The following is a 16,783-nucleotide window of genomic DNA, read 5'->3' on the forward strand; positions in this document are numbered from 1 at the left end:
GGTTTCATGAGCTTTTTTCTATTTTCGACAAGCAACCTAAGGCTTATTTGTTAAAGATTGACTGCCTGAAGTCGTCTGTTTCACGAAGATAGGCATTGTAAATCTTCTTCTTGAGCAGGTTGACCCAGCTAGCTTCAACACGATTTGTCGCATTGGTAATGTTGCGCACATCCTCTGCGACTGCTTCATCCATCAGCTTCTGCATCTCTGCATAGGAGCGAATGGTTACTTGCTTGGTACTGCTTGGATTTCTGAGTTCGTACTCGATGGTGATTGGTTTGAGCTTGGTTAGCTGGTCAATCCGCTCTTGGTACATGGCCTTCTTGAAGGCCGCCCATGAAGCATACTCGCCCTTGAATACATTTTCCAAGACCTTCTGATCTGTCACCAGACCAACGTCTCTCCTGAACCAGCCATCCCAAGTTGTCTTACCTTCCGCAGCAGCCTCTTCGGAGAATTTCCCTGAAACATAAGGGACAAAACCTTCATGGTAGCCCTTAGCTGCCAGCAATTCATAGGCTGTGCGACGGAACATGACGTCTCCCGGCGCCCCATTTGGATTGCTCAAGGCTGAGTAGATTGGCGAGAAGAGGCTGAGACTGAGGTAGCCATTGCGTGGGTACTGTCCGCTATCCTTATTCTCCCGACGGGTGATGACATCATTGTCAATCAGGGACTCAAAGCTGGTCAGCTGCTTGATTTCCTCAGCAGTAAAGCTGCGCGTCTGGTTACCAGCATGGGTCTGCTTACCATATTTATCTGTGATATAGTAATTCTCCATCTTTCTGAACCACTGGAGCTTGGCAGCATCGCTCTGCTTGACCATCGAAGTCCCCTCTAGGTAATCCAGCGTGTAAATCATATCAAACATGCCATGGACATAGTGCTGCAAATCTGCCGCATTTTGGACACGTTCCTTGAAGTTGTAGGTATGCATCCGTGTCTTAGAATCCTTGTCCGTCTTGAAGAGGGTATTGAGGGTAATGGTAGGCTCATTTGGACTTGGTGTGGACTGCAAGAGACCACGCGCATAGAGCTCAGCTCCCAACCCTTCGCGGCGACCATAACCTTCAAAGTAGATCGAACCATCGGAATTATGCGTCATCTCATGCGTGTAGACAGAGTTCCCATAGTCTTCTAACAAGCGAGCAGCATCAAAGTGGGTGACACTTCCCGTAGCATAGGCATTGTATCCCTTGCTTGGATACCACTTGCCGGCTGGTCCGAAGAACTCCTGCATAGCCAGTGATTTTTTGTCATTAGCTGGAGCCCAATATCTTTTACCATCCTTGTCAACCAATGAGAATCCATCGTAAACCAGAACAGAACGGAAGAGCTTGTCCTTGCTTTCAGGACTTAGAATCTTATACCAGAAGTCATAGTGATCGCGCTGGTATTCAGCTGTTTTTCTCACTCGGTCTTCGACATATTCAGCTAGCTCTGCATCTGTCCGAACCCTGCCATTGGCATCAAGGCGATAGCGATCATAAGCTCCCATAGAGACGGTGGACATATTGGAGATGACATAGACACCCTTCTCAGTCATGGTCAAGAGTGGCAGGAGCATGCCCTTATGTTCCCAATTATCCGCAGTAATCTTGTCGTAAATGCCGACAGAATACTTACTCTTGTCCTTAGCTATATCTTGAAGCTGTCTAGCTTCTGCCACATCGGACTTAGACTCAACGATATAGGCCTTTGTATTGGTCTTGAGCCATTCGTTATTGCTCTTGTCGGGCAGGAAGAGCTGGCGATAGCTTTCCAGATAGTTGAAGAGACCGCGCTTGCCAGTTACTTCAGAGAGCGAGTTATCGTAAGCCAGATGATTGTTCTTGGCCTTGAGATTTTCAAAACCAGACTGGCCGAGTGCAATGATGGTGTCCAGCGTCGAAGCCTTATGATTGCCAAAGAAGTCAAACTTATAGGCCGACAAATCCTTGACATTGGTCTTGTCATAGTTGATATTATACCAGCGGTTGAGATAGGTCAGACCGAGCAGGAAGGCTTCCTTATTGTCCCTAATCTTCTGAGCCACATAGTCAGCTACGACATCGCCTTCAGTATTGATGGACTTGTCCATAGCCAGAACTTTGCGTAACTCTTCTGCCAACTTGGTCTTGACTTGCTCAAAGGCTGTATCCAGATAGAGCTCATCCAGAGAAGCATCCGCATTCACTCCTAAAACAGTTCGCATAGCTGGTGAGTCCAGGACAACCTTGTTCAACTCTGGCAGCACTTGATTGAGAACCCTGCTATAGTCTGATAGGAAGGCTTCTGGTGTATAAAGGAGGTCTAAGTCATTTACAGTGTATTCTGCGATAGCTTGATGTTTGAAGTCTCCCTTATAGGTCAGATTCAGGTAGTCAACCGTCTTATCCTCAAAGTGCAGCATCAGGCGGTTAATCGCAGTCTTGTTGCTATGGATATCGGTGATCATCTGGTCGCCCTTCATCGGAACCACATCCAGCAAGTACTCAGTATTGAGCTTGTGATTAGCTGGAAGTTTATTTCCATAGGCAACGATGGTTTCCTTATTGTAGAATGGCAGGAGTTTTTCCATATTGGCATAGGCTATCAGACGGTCTTCACGAGCATTCTTTTCCTTGCTGTAGTCAACAGTATGGAGATTGAGATTGCTGTCTTCTAGCGTGGTCCTAATATCTAGGCTCGCTAGCTTCTCTTCTGCCTCGTCCAAGCTTAGAGTAGACGTGACAAACTGATCATTGCCTAGAGTTTCGTTTCCTTCAACGGCATAGGCTTCTCTGATGCGATCATTCTTATAATCTTGGTCGCCAGAAATGCTGTAGACATTTGTACCGCTGACATTGCTGATAACATTATCAATCAAGCCATTAAAATAATTGGAACCAACTACTCCGCCGATTTGACCATTCTTGGTAGAATTTTGGATCTTTCCAGTCACATAAGAACGGCTGATACGGGCATTGTCTTCCAAGCGACCGACCAAACCGCCGAAGCGCTGTTCGTTTGTTCGAGCACCTGCTAGAATTGTCACATCCGCTCTGCTCTGACTGAGCAAGGAATTTCCTCCCTTGAGGTTGGCAACCAAACCGCCGACATTATAAGCCTTGTACTGCTTATCATTGGCTTGGATAGTTCCTGTAAAGGAGCTGTTGGTGATTTGGCTATTGCTTGCGACAACGACCAAACCAGCTACCTGGGACGCATTGCCCACTACTGACACTCTACCTTGAGCAGAAACATCTGTGATTCGCGCATTATCTGCACTACGGGCCAAGGCAGCAGAGTCATAGGTCCCGACAATATTGACCTCTTTCAGGTCCAGATTAGAAATAGAGGAACCGCTCTTGAGGTTTTCAAACAAAGGCTTGGCCAGATTATAAATCGCATACTGCTTGCCATTGTTGTTACCTGTCAGACTGCCTGTGAAGTTTCCTCGGAGATAGACATAATCCGCAGGTGACAGACTGACCTCACTGGCATCCAAATCGGCTCCTAGAATAAAGTTGCCAGCCATATTTTTCTTCATGGCGTCTACCAAACCAGCAAAGCTTGTGTAGACATTTTGCTGACTAGGCACTGCCCTGCTGATATAGAAGTCATAGCCAGACTTGTAGCCTGTTTCGCCCTCTTGCACTAGCTCAGGCAGAGAGACCCTTACCTTGTAGACAGCCTTGCCATCCTTCTGGCCTTCTGCCATACTGTGAACCGGCAGGAGCATGTCCTTGGCTTCATTCGATTTGACTTTGACAAAGTAGTTAGACAGGTCCGTAGGTATAGCGCTCATGGAAACGACACGCTTGAACTGGTCCTTTTCTTTTCTGTAAAACTCTGCCGAATCAATATCACGGAAAGAAATCTTCTTGTATTGCAACTCAAAGTTGCGGCTATCTTTTTCAAGGTCAGTCAGGCTGCCAGCATCAAGCTCATAAGTCAGCTTGGTTTTTAGCGTATAGGCTGTGTAGTAATCCAAGTCATCAATCTTCAGACTTCCTGCCACATTGTCAATCGGAAGCGAGCGAACAAGCTGGTCTCCCTTGTACAATTCAGCTGTCGCTGAGCGCAAGGATTTTGTCTTGTCTTCCAAGCTATATTGAACCGTGACCGACTTGTCCTCTGGATTTTCTGTCAGACTTAAGATCGAAACTGTCGGCTTGACCTTAGGCACACCATTTAGAGCCGTCTTGCTTACTGTCAGGCTGGCAAAAGCTTGATTGATCTGCACTTGTGTGGCGGTTTGATTATTCAGAACTCCTTCTGCCTTGGTCAATTCGTTTGTATAGGCTGCTTTCTTATCTTCATCAGCATTCTTATATTGGACGGTCGTCTGCACAGTGCTGCCCAAAGCATGTTCATTCCGCAAGCGTGTTTTGTCTACTTCAAGACCCTGTAACTGAGCCTTTGCTTGATTGATTTGGTCCACCAGCTGATTGACTTCCGCTTGGCTGGCTTGTGACTGATTGAGAAGCGCATGACCTGCCACTAAAGCAGTATCATAGGCTGCTTGGCGACTTTGACTATCGTTGAAATAACGAGCCTGAGCCTTGATTTGCTCCGCTTCTGTCAGTAGATCATGAAGCGAAATCAAATCGAACTCTTTCAAGGCTTCCACTTGCGGGGCATCCCTTGGTACCATGTGGGGCTTTATTGTGCCGACTTTGACAAGCTGAGCAACTGCTGCCCGCGTTTCCTCATTGGACAACTCTTGGCGAGCAAGTTCTTGGCCGTTGGAACTATAGATACGAGTCTTGATGGTCCGTTCGCCCTGCACTCCTGGAATGACGATGTGGCGGGCACCTTGGACAAGCTCATCCGTTTCTTCCTCTCGAGTGGTGAAGTCAATTTTCTCTACTCGCGTTTCATCCCTGTAGGCCAGCGGATATTCTGGAAGGGCAGATGCTTGAGGGGCGGTGCTCGGTACCATATAGGACTTGGCTGTGCCGACTTTGACAAGCTGCGTGACGGGGGCTAAAGTTTCCTCGTTGGACAACTCTTGACGGGCAATCTCTTGACCGTTAGAAGTATAAACTCTAGTCTTGATGGTCTGTTCGCCTGGCACTCCTGGAGTGACGATGTGGCGGGCACCTTGGACAAGCTCATCCGTCTCTTCTTCACGTGTAGTAAAGTCGATTTTCTCTACTCGCGTTTCATCCTTATAGGCCAGCGGATATTCTGGAAGGGCAGATGCTTGCGGCGCAGTGCTCGGTACCATATGTGGCTTGGCGGTGCCAACTTTGACAACTTGCGTAACTGGGACTAGCGTTTCCTCATTGGACAGTTCTTGGCGGGCAATCTCTTGACCATTGGAAGTATAAACTCGAGTCTTGATGGTCCGTTCGCCTGGCACTCCTGGAGTGACGATGTGGCGGGCACCTTGTACAAGCTCATCCGTCTCTTCTTCACGTGTGGTAAAGTCGATTTTCTCTACTTGCGTTTCATCCTTATAGGTCAGCGGATACTCTGGGAGGGCAGATGCTTGCGGCGCAGTGCTCGGTACCATATGTGGCTTGGCCGTGCCAACTTTGACAACTTGCGTAACTGGGACTAGCGTTTCCTCATTGGACAGTTCTTGGCGGGCAATCTCTTGACCATTGGAAGTATAAACTCGAGTCTTGATGGTCCGTTCGCCTTGCACTCCTGGAGTGACGATTTGACGAGCGTCCTGAGGTAACTCATCAGTATATTGTTCCTCGATGTTAAAAGCAATCTTCTCCACACGAGTTTCATCCTTTGTAATCAACTCTAATTCAGGGAGTTCATGGACTGGAGCGATACTAGGGACTGTGCCATAATCAGTTAACTCGGGTTTCTCGTGCACGGGAGCGCTAGCTGGAACGGTGCCATAGCTAGTTAACTCAGGTTTCTCGTGCACAGGAGCGGTATCGGGGACCGTACCATAACTAGATAGCTCAGGCTTCTCATGCACGGGAGCACTAGCGGGAACCGTACCATATCCAGGCAACTCGGGAAGCTCATGAACCGGGGCGCTATCAGGGACTGTGCCATAGCCAGTGAACTCGGGAACCTCATGAACCGGAGCGCTATCTGGAACTGTACCATAATCAGTTAATTCAGGAACCTCGTGCACGGGAGCAGTGTCGGGAACGGTGCCATAGCCAGTGAACTCGGGAACTTCGTGTACAGGAGCATTATCAGGAACGGCGCCATAATTAGTGAGCTCAGGAACTTCGTGTACAGGAGCGCTATCCGGAACCGTACCATATCCAGGCAACTCGGGGACCTCATGAACCGGAGCGCTATCTGGAACAATGCCATAATCAGTTAACTCAGGAACTTCGTGTACAGGAGCATTATCAGGAACCGTGCCATAGCTAGTTAACTCAGGCTTCTCGTACACGGGGGCACTAGCGGGAACTGTACCATAGCCAGTGAACTCGGGAACTTCGTGTACAGGAGCATTATCAGGAACGGTGCCATAGCTAGTTAACTCAGGCTTCTCGTGCACGGGAGCGCTAGCGGGAACAGTGCCATAACCAGTTAACTCGGGAACTTCGTGCACGGGGGCACTATCTGGAACCGTGCCATAATTAGGCAACTCAGGAACCTCGTGCACGGGAGCGCTAGCGGGAACCGTACCATAACCAGTCAACTCAGGAACCTCGTGCACAGGAGCGGTATCTGGAACCGTGCCATAGCTAGTTAACTCCGGTTTCTCTTGCACGGGAGCGCTAGCTGGAACTGTACCATGGTCAGTTAACTCAGGTTTCTCGTGCACGGGAGCGCTAGCAGGTGCTGTACCATAGTCAGTTAACTCGGGGACTTCGTGCACGGGAGCAGTATCTGGAACTGTGCCATAACTAGTTAACTCGGGTTTCTCATGGACTGGAGCACTAGCAGGAACCATGCCATAGCCAGACAACTCAGGGACTTCATGCACGGGAGCAGTATCGGGAACGGTGCCATAACTAGTGAGCTCGGGGACCTCATGCACAGGAGCAGTATCTGGAACGGTGCCATAACCAGTTAACTCGGGTTTCTCGTGCACAGGAGCTGTATCTGGAACGGTGCCATAACTAGTTAGCTCTGGAACCTCTTGTACCGGGGCACTATCAGGGACCGTACCATAACTAGTGAGCTCTGGAACTTTATGGATTGGAGCTTCTTTAGGAACAGCCTTATTTGCTGCAGTCCCGACTAAAACAACTTCTGAGATAGGCTCAGTGGTTACTTGATCGGAAACCTGCTTGCTCTCTACGACTTTTCCCTCAACACTATAGTGACGTGTTACGATCTTGCGAATCCCTGGAATGCCCGCGCGGATCACTCGAGATTGTCCTTCGGCTAAGTCATCTGAATACTGATATTCCGTTTTATAGGGAATTTCTTGGGTCTGGGTCCTTGCTTGGCTTGTAAATTGCAGTTCTGGTCGCTCATGAACTGGCGTTTGACGAGCAAACTGCCCTTCTTTAGCAGCAATTTCCTCCCTTTCCTTCTCGGAGAGATGGTCTCCGCCAGCAAGCTGCGCCTCTTTCGGAGCTTCAGTATTTTTAGGGCCACTTGCTAGGTCTCTCAACTGCTGATCAGGCTGACTAACTGAGGCTTCCTTTTGAAGAGCTGAAAGCTGAGAATTTCCCGTTTGAGCCAATTGATGCTGCGCTTCTTTTTTTAGGTAACCAATATACTGGTAGCCAGCAATTTTCAATGGTTCTGGCAACTGATCGCCAACGGCCAAAGTCAGACTTTGATTATAGGCAGCCAAATCCGTACTGCTGACTGCCAAAACAGAAGCTGGCAGAAGCACAGAACCCAAGCCTGTCACAAGCAAAATAGAAGACAGGTATCTCTTGCCATTTTTCCCTCGCGCCAGCACTAAAACAACCAAGGCCAGTCCTGTAGCCGCAAAAGCCGCTCCCAAAAGACCTGACTCGCCTGTCTTAGGGAGCTTTCCTAACAAGCTTTCCTGCTTTGTCGGACGGTAAACCAAATAATAAGCGTCCGAATTTTCTTCCGCAAATTTGGGAAGTTCCTTCACAATAGCAGCTTTTTCAGCCTCAGTCAGATCGCTCTCCACCACATAGTGGTACTGAACGACGGTAGACTGATTGGCAGATACTTCCGCTGCCTCGACAGAGTTGACAGCTCCTCCCATTGTCGTACACAAAAAGAAGCTACCGATAGTAGCGGAAACTAGACCTACAGACAGCTTTCTAAAAGAATAGCGCTGGTATATGTCACCAGTGACTCTTTTTTTCATAAAATTCCCTTTTCTTCATATAATAAACTAATAAAAATTTTACTGGATTTTACTCTAAATTGCAATCCCTTAGCCTTATAAAATACTTTTCTTTCAGCTGTCGAAAAGGTCTCCATTTTAGCGAAAAGCAAAAAGCAGATTCCCTGGGAGAGAACCTACTGTGTTATAGATCATCCAAGCCCCAATTCCAACTCAAAGAGACCATACTCATGCTTGTCTCCTTGCAATTCTGCTGCATAGTGGCGCGTGACAGTATTTTGGTGAATCAGGGCGCCGATAGCCGAGGCTTGCCGCTTCTGCGCTTCTTTAAAAATCGGATAGGCCAAGGCAGAGCCCAACCCCAAGAATTGCTCATCTACTCCTAGATACATAATTGTATAACGTTTGGGAAAACGCTTGGTCCAAAAAAGCTTGGCTATATTAAGAGGAGTCAGTTTTTGATAAACCAGAGAACCATAGTCCGGCATGGCAATCAGAAAACCAGCTAGCTTGCCCTCTTTATAGGCCAGCTTAACCATAGAAAAATCAAGAATGTACTGGTATTTCTGAAAAATCTGACTGAACTGCTGACTGGAAATTGATCGATAAATCGGAAAATCTTGATAGAGGCGATTGAGGAGCTCAAAAACCTGCAACGAAGCTTCTTCCCACTCCTGCTTCTTTGGAGAGCAAATAGTGAATCCCGCTTCTTCAAAAGGCTCAAAACGATGAGCTAGCTTGTCCTGATGAATTTGATTGCTGACCTTGGGATAAAAATTGGACAGGTAGCGTTCCTTGAGCTCAAAACCTGCAGCCTGCCACAGCTGGGGATAATAGGCTGGATTATGAGGTTCCCCAGTAAAAGGGAGCTCCTCTGTTCCAGTCAGTTGCATTCGATAGCCCAGCCAAAAACTTGCCTGTACGGGACCGATAATCCTGCTAGCTCCGAGACTGCGGGCAAATCCAGCTAAATGCTCGATAAAAGCAGATGCAATCTGCTGGTCATTGATCGACTCGAAAAATCCCAAGTAAGCAGCCTCATCATCTGAATAAAAGGTCAGAAGTCCGCGAATACAAGGCTGACTGTCCACATAGCCAATAAAAGCATAGGTTTCTAGGTCAGAACTCAGCGGGTGATTGCCCTCAATCAAAGCTAATTCTTCCTCTTCCGACTGCATAAGGTGGTCAGGCTGGTAAATATGCTTGGGCAGGGCTAGAAAATCGTTCAGCTCTGCAGTATTTGGTTTGACTGGTTTAATTTCCAGCATGGTCTTCCTCCTTGAACAGTCGAATCTTGCCAGTAAGGCCATCCATCTCAATCCAGTCGCCGTTTTGCAAGTGACTGCAGGCGCCTCTGACATTGACAATGGAAGGAATACCTAACTCGCGGGAAATAATGGCCGTGTGCGAGAGCAAAGACCCCTGCTCAGCAATGACACCCTTGGCTTGGGTCAGAAGATAGACCCAGCCCGGATCGGTCATCTTGGTCACGATAATCCGGTCCTGAGCAGACTCAATCTCCTGCACATCTTCCACGGCCAAAACCTGAGCCTTGACGCAGCCAGGTGAGCAGCCAATCCCTTGTAAGGCTTGATTGCTCGTGTTATGACTGCTGGTACGGTTTTGCGGTTTCAGGTATTTCTCAAAGACCTGTCCAGCAAAAACATAGCGACTAAAGGTTGGTAGCTCCTTATCCGCCTCCATCTTTTCTCGACGCTCGGCTATCAAGCCATTAACATCTCTGGGCGTTCTGGTCAGCTCAAACAATTCTTCCTTTGTCAGGTAAAAAACATCGTCAGGCGTAGCCAGCTGCCCTTGCTCGGCTAATTGCTGCCCCAAAGTTCGGAAAATCTGCCGCATCATGCCATAGATCCGTGTGCGGTTTAAGCGGGAGCTTTCCCGATATTTAACACCCGTCATGGCTCGCTGGCGAAGAAAATTCGCCCACCAGCCTGATTTTTGCACCTCTTCTTCAAGTTTCTGAGGAGCCAACCTCTTCTCCTCTTGCTGGCACATTTGCAGAAGGAGCTTGAGCAGACGCTCTGGGTGCGTTCGGAAGGTTGGAGTTTCTAACTTCAACTCTTCCGGAGCCCGATCACCAAATTCATGGATAAAATGGACTATTCCTTGGACCAAAGGATGCTGGCGACTTAGAAAAACTGCTGAGCTCTCAGTTTCCATAGCCCGTCTAATCTCTGCATTTTCTTCTGCTTTCAGCTGAGCTGTTAAAGCCTGCAGAGCCAAGGCTGGCCGCATACTTTCAATCTGCTCAATTCCTGCAATCTCAGCCTGAACGGCCCCACCGCGACGCGACTTCTTCAAGAGTCCAGTGTAGACAAAGGCATAGAGGTCATTGACCAGCGTAATGTCCCAGTGAGCCAGAATATCCTCTTTTAGCTTGCTGACCAAGGCAATCAAGGTCTCTGCATCTGAGTCGGGAGAAAAGTTCTCTTCATATTCTAGCTGAATCTGGGCGAACTGCTCTTCCAATTGCCGCATTTGCTTAGGTGCCGTCCAAAACTCTCGAATAATGCGGAGCATGATTTGCAGGCGTTTGAAAGCAGATAGGTGCACCGGCATCTGAGGTACCTCTGTCTCTCTCACTCCCAGCATATCCTGCCAGATAGGAATGATTTTCTTTGAAAAAGGCAGAAGCTGCAAGAGCTGATACCAGCTCTGAATCTGGTAATAGACTCGGCTATTGACCGGCTGCAGCATATTTTGAAAAGTGGCTTCATAGGCAGCCAACTCAGGGGCATCCTTGCCAACCAAGCGCTGGGCCAAACTTCGAAAAATACTGGCATAGGCCTCTTGAATAAAGCTAATAGTCAGAAGACTGGAAACGCCCGGATAGCTCTCGACAACGTTACTGTTATCCAGAATAATCTGCGGTCCCTCTGGCAAGGTGGTAATAGGACGTGCCTGCAAGAGATAGAGTTGGCCATTGGCGAAGGTAAACTCCATATCCATATAAGGTCCGAAAAGCTGACTCACCTGACTAGCCAAGGATTGTAAGTCCTCGAGTTGTTCCTGTGATAAGTCTGGTGAATCCTCCGTCTGCTCTGTATAAAAGAGCTGGTCCTTGGGATGAAGAGTCACCATGGTTGTAGGAATTTTATCCTCAACAACCTTATTGCCCAAGCCCCGACCGATGACAATGATGTGCTCGTTCAGAATGCCCTTGGGATTAGCTGTGAAGTAAATCCCAGACAAGTCTCCCTCCTGCATATCCTGAACAAGGCAAATCATCTGTGCATGCTTCAACGATAGCCCCTGCTCAAACAGATAACTAAGAGCTGACTCCTGATAAAGAGAAAGTAAGGTCGCTTGGATGGCTTCTTTAAGTCCCTCTGGCTTCACATTGAGCTGACTCTCAAACTGACCGGCAAAGGATGAAGCCTTCCCATCCTCAATGGTAGCTGATGAGCGGACTGCAAAGCAACAGTCTGTCTGAGAAAACTCTTGATGAATCCAGTTTTCTGCTGCCGTCAGATCTTCTTGACTAAACTGCTCTCTGGCCCAGTCCTGCAGCTGCTGGCTGAGCTGGGACAAGTCCAACTCTCCAGACCGATAGGCTGCTTCCATCCGCTCCAAGTCAACAGAGCTTGCAGATGTTTGAAAAAAGTCAAAAGCAAACACAGCAAAGTCAGGAACCGGCAAACCAGCAGCCTGCATTTTCAGCAAATGATAGGCCTTGCCTCCAACCTGGTCAAGCCCTGTCTGCTTGATTCTTTTCATCAAAGTACCCCCATCAAGAGATAAACAGCAACGGACAGAACCATGGTCGTCTCCGTGATATAGGTATAGCGCTCCACCCGCTCCCGGATATTAAAGCGAGTCGGATCCTTGATAAACTGCTCAAACTGGACAGTCATCCAGATCACATTCAGCACCAAGACTACCACTCCGACATGGGAAATATTCCAGAGGAGAACAAAATTGGTCAAGATATCCAGCAGAGTCACCACTTCGATAAAGCGAGTGGCTTTTTTGTAACCAAAAAGCATCGAATAAGTCACATACTCGGTCTCGTCTTTTGGCGCCCGAATCTTGCGGCAGACTTCCCAGATCAGACTTGGGAAATACATGGTAAAGGCCAGCAAGACAGTCGGCAGGGACAAGAGAGGCAGATTGTACTTGTAGCAGACAAAGGAGATAGTATAGAGATTCAAAATCATCATGACCGGATTATGGGTCACTAGAGCCAGTGGCAGAGAATTTTGAATCTTGTCACGCTTAAAGAACCAGAAAGACATGAGGGTTCCGTAGATATAGAGAAAGAGGAACCAGCCGATATTGTTCATAAAGAGGACATTGAGGAGTACAGACACAGCTACGATAAAGCTGAGGGCAACAGCCAAGTCCTTCTTTTTTACTCGTCCTGATGGCAGAGCCCGATGAGGAAAGAGCCGTCTGTCGGTTTCGTAGTCCTTGAAATCATCTGCAATTCGCAGAATCATCAGAAAGACAAAAATCGTAAAAATTCCAATTAACTCCTGATGATCAAAGTGAAAGGTAGTCACTCCGTCATTGAGCAATAGCACAAAGTAAATCTCAAAAAACATGATGGCAGCCACAAAAAAGCGCGGCAGCAAAGGGAACATTTCCTTATAATAAACAGCTAATCGTTTAAACATAGCTTTTCTCCAATCTTTTCACCCATTTGAATTTGGGTTTCTATTCCGAGGTCTGAGTAAGTCAGGATATCCTGATCCAAGCGAATCGTGCCTGCTGGATAGAGGACAAGAATGGTTGAGCCACCCAGACCAAAGCAACCCTTCTCCTGTCCCCTGACCAAACGGTTCTGACTGTGATTGTATATTTTTCCGACCAAGAGAGCCCCTACTTCCATCTGCAGGACAGGTCCTAGGTCGGTATCTAAAAGACAGTATTCTCTTTTATTTTCCTTGTAAATCAAGCGTCGCTTCTGGGCTACCTGTCTGACCGTATGCAGGCGGCCTTTGATTTTTCGACTTTGGGTAATTCTGCCGGATTCAGCTGCCAGATAGCGGTGCAGGTCTTCCACTCCCAAGCGATATACTAGCGCTGTTCCGCCACTAAACAGTTGAGCTAATTCTTCATCCAACAGCAAGTCAGCTAGCCTGTATGTCTGACCCTTTATCGTCAGCTGTAAGTCCTGACTGATGGTAAAAACCTCTAACTTAGCATCCGCAACGGCCAGCACCTGACTGTCAGGACAGATTGGACGCAGTTCTGGCTTGATTTTTCGCTGGAAAAAAGCGGCAAAGCTAGGATAGGGGCCATCTTCATAGTCAGCCAGATTCAGCTGATAATTTTTCACAAAAGTTGCTATTTTCTTGCGAGAAAAAGGAGTGTAGTCTTTCAAAGTCAGAAGATAAGACAGGCTAGGTCGGGTCAAGATAGGCAATAAGAAGCGGCCCCAAGCAGTACCATAAAGCTTGTCTAACAGACTCGACTTGTATTCTGTCGGTTCCACTACTTGGCCAGTCCTTCTCTGATAGACCTTAACCATGGGGCAGAACCCCCAGACCAATCAGACTTGCAACAGCTAGAATCGCAAAGATTAGATAGGCCAGCTTATTCGGCTTGGGAATACGGCAGTTGTAGACAAATAGGAAGGTAAGCAAAAGAGACAAGCCCAGCCAGACCCAAGCAAAGAGAGCAGGCGCCAGCCATTGACAGACCAGATAGGTCAGAGGGAAAAAGAGGGCGCTGTAAGTCACGGGCAAGCCGATAAAATAGGCCCCAGATCCTTCATCATGCTTGGCCAAGCGGTTAAAATGCGCCAAGCGCGTGACGGCTGCTAAGACATAGAGGACAGCTAAGATGATATTGGCCGCTCCCAAGGGCAGCTGAGTCATGAGCAGCACAACCGGGAGAGCCGCAAAGCTAATCATGTCGCAGAGGGAATCAATCTCAATGCCGAAGCGCTTCTGACTTTCAGTCCGCTTCATCCGCCGCGCCACCACACCGTCAAAAAGGTCACAGATACCACTAACGATAAAGGCCATCATGGCCAGACGCAGCTGGGACTGAATGATGGCATAAACTGCCAACAGTGCAAAGGCAGCGCCCATATAGGTCAGGATAACAGATTTGTCGTATTCACCAATAAACAAAGGTTCATTCTTCTTCATGAATTCTTATTTCTCCTCTTCTTCCATCTAAAGTAACCAGCATGCCAGTTTCTAGCAGCTGAGTTGCATTCTTAGCGCAGACCAGAGCTGGAATCCCGCATTCCCGAGCGACAATGGAGGCATGGCAGAGANCCCCGCCATACTCTGTCACAAGACCGCCTAGAATACCGAAAACATAGCTCCAGCCCGTATCTGTATAGCGAGTGACAAGGATTTCTCCCGGCTCAATCGACTCAATATCCGCCAAATCCAAGAGAACTCGAACCCGACCAGTCACCTGACCGCTGCTGGCTGGCATTCCCGTCAGCAGAGCCTGACTCTCATGGGCCACTTCTTCCAGGCTCATCTCCTTGTCAGTCAAGTCACCAATCGGTTCAAAATTCCGATAGGCCTCGCAATAATGCTGATTATCAGCCGCTTCTTCTTGGAGCTGGTCAGCAGTCTGTTGCCCCTCCATAAAGGAAATCAGACTTTCTTTCTTAATGTAAAAAATATCTTGAGAATCTTTCAGAAAACCTCGCTTTTCATAGGCTCGGCCGAGTTTGAGGCTAATCTGACGAATGAGGTGGTAATAGCGCGTGGAAATATCCTTGAACTCCTCTCGCCACCAGAGCAAGTCCCGTAGGTCTTGACTGATTTTTTCTATCTTTTTCTGCTTGGCTCGAGATAGATGAGCCAAATCCAGCTCAGACTCTAGAACAGGACTGAGCGAAGCTTTGGCCGCTTGGTAATACGCTGAATCAACAACCAACTGTTGGACCGCCGTCATAACTTGATGAGCATCTTCTTCATAACTAGCTACTCGCAAGTCCAGCTCCCGTGCTGAGTGATAGCCAAAATCCTTTTGGAAATCCTTAATCTTGATGAAATCTGCTCGCTCAGGATATTGTGCAGTCAGTTCCTGCAATTCTTCCACCGATAACTTCAGCCAATCGTCTGTCAGTTTCTCGTCTGCCAAAATAAGATCCGCAGCTTCCAGCATTCGAGTTAAAGGCTTGGTATGAGAAACATTTCCTAACTTTGCAATCAGCTGGAAAAATTCATCAACCGTCAGCCATTTGAGTAGACTGGTCTTTTTCATAGACAGCTGGACCGTATTGATGTAGGCCTGCCAGAAATAAGTTCCCTCACTGTCCAAATAAGCCTGATTTAGCACTAACTTCCAAAGACTCTCGACCTGCTGCAGCGGAGTTTGATCGTCTAGTTCTCGTATTTGTTTATTAAGGCGGATAAATTGCTGGCGCAGCTCTTGCAGCTTGTCTGGCGCTTGGCGCAGAAAATTCTTGGTTACTTTTTGCGTTTTCAAAGCAACCCGCAGGAAATTCAAGAGCAAGGCTGGACTTAATTTACTGGTAAAACCTTGACCTTGGTAGTCTTTATTGACTCCCAGCTCATCATCAAAGTCTCGCTCAATATAGCCTGGAATCTGCTCCATGCCTTGCTTGACTACGCCTAAATTCCAGAAAGGCCGCGCATAATGGAGACACATCAGCGGCGGCATCACTCCTTCAGGCTCTAGGCCAATTGCCAGCAAAAAGCTGGAGAGTGCCTCTTGCCAAGAATGGCGGTAAAGGCTCCACATCAGGTCGGGACAGGGTTGGGCCGCCACTCCTCCATCTCGAAAATTTGCCATCGTCCAGCGGCCACTGTCGATTTTAGTTGGTACTGTCGTGATGGGCCGAGCCTGCAGCAGATAGACTTGCTCTTGGACGGAACACCACTCGATATCTATCGGCCGACCAAAATACGCCACAATCTCCAAAACCTGCTCGTGCAGCTTCTGCAAGACTGTAAGAGGAATTTCAGCTTCTTCAAACTGGCTCCAGTCTGCCTTGTACCAAGGAAGTGTCAGCCGCTCAGGATTAACTTGGCCACTAACCAAGCTATCAGCCGAGCCTTTTACATACTCCAACAGCATGGTCTGGTCCTGATTAGTTGCCACATCAAGGGAAAAGCAGACGCCACTGAAGTCAGGCTCTATCTGCTCCTGAATCAGCACTGCCATGGCAAAATCCTGCTCAGGCAGCCCTTGACGCTGCCAGTAGGCCAAGGCTTCTGGATTAAAAAGAGAAAGCAGACAAGAGCGAATGCCCTGCTCAATTTCTGACAATGTCCAGCAGTCGCCAATCGAGTCATATTGACCGGCAAATGACATGGCCTGCCCGTCTTCTAAGATGGCACTGCTGCGAACTATATATGCTTGATTTTCCTGACAAAAGGATGCTAACTCCTGTAGCCAAGCTGACTCCAAGGGATATTGCTGCAAACGCTCCGCAATTTCCTCCTTGCCCAAATGAATTAACTCTTTAAGTCCCTCTTTTGAGTATTCTGGCAGAGCCACTCTTAGCCAAGCCATTACTTGGTTCGCAGGCAAAATCAAGCCCTTAGGAACCGAAAGCCCCAGCTGGCAGAGGTTGATTAACTGATTGATTTTACCGCCATAGACGGCCGAAGGCTCTTTTTCCAGCCATAGTTCTTTCATCAAAAA

The 16,783-nt window shown here is 48.0% G+C and carries 7 protein-coding genes; all 7 read right to left on the reverse strand.

What is annotated here, in order from left to right; genetic code table 11:
• Positions 1-43: 43 nt before the first annotated feature.
• The 7 genes from D8791_RS04110 to D8791_RS04140 all read right to left on the reverse strand — a co-directional run bounded on the left by D8791_RS04110 (position 44) and on the right by D8791_RS04140 (position 16,777).
• Complete coding sequence (locus D8791_RS04110) at positions 44-8,197, reverse strand: SIALI-17 repeat-containing surface protein (protein WP_125446376.1); 8,154 nt, start codon at positions 8,195-8,197, stop codon at positions 44-46.
• A 170-nt stretch (positions 8,198-8,367) separates the two neighbouring features.
• On the reverse strand, positions 8,368-9,444 hold the full coding sequence (locus tag D8791_RS04115; protein WP_125446377.1) for a hypothetical protein: 1,077 nt from the start codon (positions 9,442-9,444) through the stop codon (positions 8,368-8,370).
• Positions 9,431-11,914 (reverse strand): phosphoenolpyruvate synthase, encoded by a 2,484-nt coding sequence (locus D8791_RS04120; protein ID WP_125446378.1) that lies wholly within the window; start codon positions 11,912-11,914, stop codon positions 9,431-9,433. Before D8791_RS04120 ends, D8791_RS04115 begins: the two co-directional genes overlap by 14 nt.
• On the reverse strand, positions 11,914-12,813 hold the full coding sequence (locus D8791_RS04125; RefSeq protein WP_125446379.1) for a UbiA family prenyltransferase: 900 nt from the start codon (positions 12,811-12,813) through the stop codon (positions 11,914-11,916). Before D8791_RS04125 ends, D8791_RS04120 begins: the two co-directional genes overlap by 1 nt.
• Positions 12,798-13,670, reverse strand: a complete 873-nt coding sequence (locus tag D8791_RS04130; RefSeq protein ID WP_125446380.1) for a phosphatidylserine decarboxylase — start codon at positions 13,668-13,670, stop codon at positions 12,798-12,800. The genes D8791_RS04125 and D8791_RS04130 overlap by 16 nt, the downstream gene beginning before the upstream one ends.
• The gene (locus tag D8791_RS04135) at positions 13,663-14,295 is read right to left on the reverse strand and encodes a CDP-alcohol phosphatidyltransferase family protein (protein WP_125446381.1); all 633 of its coding nucleotides are present in this window, start codon (positions 14,293-14,295) and stop codon (positions 13,663-13,665) included. The genes D8791_RS04130 and D8791_RS04135 overlap by 8 nt, the downstream gene beginning before the upstream one ends.
• On the reverse strand, positions 14,282-16,777 hold the full coding sequence (locus tag D8791_RS04140) for a PEP/pyruvate-binding domain-containing protein (protein WP_125446382.1): 2,496 nt from the start codon (positions 16,775-16,777) through the stop codon (positions 14,282-14,284). The genes D8791_RS04135 and D8791_RS04140 overlap by 14 nt, the downstream gene beginning before the upstream one ends.
• Between the last annotated feature and the right edge of the window lie 6 nt (positions 16,778-16,783).

It is taken from the genome of Streptococcus cristatus, from assembly GCF_003943515.1.
GTDB lineage: Bacteria > Bacillota > Bacilli > Lactobacillales > Streptococcaceae > Streptococcus > Streptococcus cristatus_D.